At 62.8% G+C, this 683-nt stretch carries 1 protein-coding gene; it reads left to right on the top strand.

The genetic code is table 11. From position 1 onward, the window contains the following. Positions 1-652: UDP binding domain-containing protein (locus V8U06_RS29185; protein WP_427143648.1), on the top strand; the 652-nt coding region annotated here is incomplete at its 5' end. Positions 653-683: the final 31 nt, after the last annotated feature.

A 683-nucleotide genomic window follows, 5' to 3' on the forward strand; every position in this document is an offset into this window, starting at 1 on the left:
GCTGCTTCAACAGGGTGCGGTGAAGGACGACGTACCGGTGCTCTTCACCGGCTCGGGCGAGGCGGAGGCGATCAAGCTCTTTGCCAACACCTATCTCGCCATGCGCGTCGCCTATTTCAACGAGCTCGATTCCTACGCCATGACGCATGGCATCGACACCCGGCAGGTCATCGAGGGTGTCGGGCTCGATCCGCGCATCGGCCAGCACTACAACAATCCCTCCTTCGGCTATGGCGGCTACTGCCTGCCGAAGGATACGCGACAGCTTCTGTCCAATTTCAGCGACGTGCCGCAGAACCTCATCCGCGCCATCGTCGATGCCAATACGACGCGCAAGGATTTCCTCGCCGCCGATATTGCCGGGCGCGATCCCGAGGTCGTCGGCGTCTACCGTCTCGCCGTGAAGAAGGGTTCGGACAATATCCGCGAATCCTCCATCCAGGGCATCCTGCAGCGCATCACGGCGCGAGGAATTCCGGTAATCGTCTACGAGCCGGACCTTGCGGAGGACACGGTCTTCCGCTCGGAAATCGTGCGCGATCTCGCGGAGTTCAAGCGCCGCGCCGACGTCATCATCGCCAACCGGCGTTCGCAGGAGCTCGATGACGTCGCGGAGAAGATCTATACGCGCGACGTCTTCGGACGGGACTGATCAGGCGAGCCAGGCCGGCAGGCGTGGCGGC

Source organism: Shinella sp. G-2 (assembly GCF_050172695.1).
Taxonomy (GTDB): domain Bacteria; phylum Pseudomonadota; class Alphaproteobacteria; order Rhizobiales; family Rhizobiaceae; genus Shinella.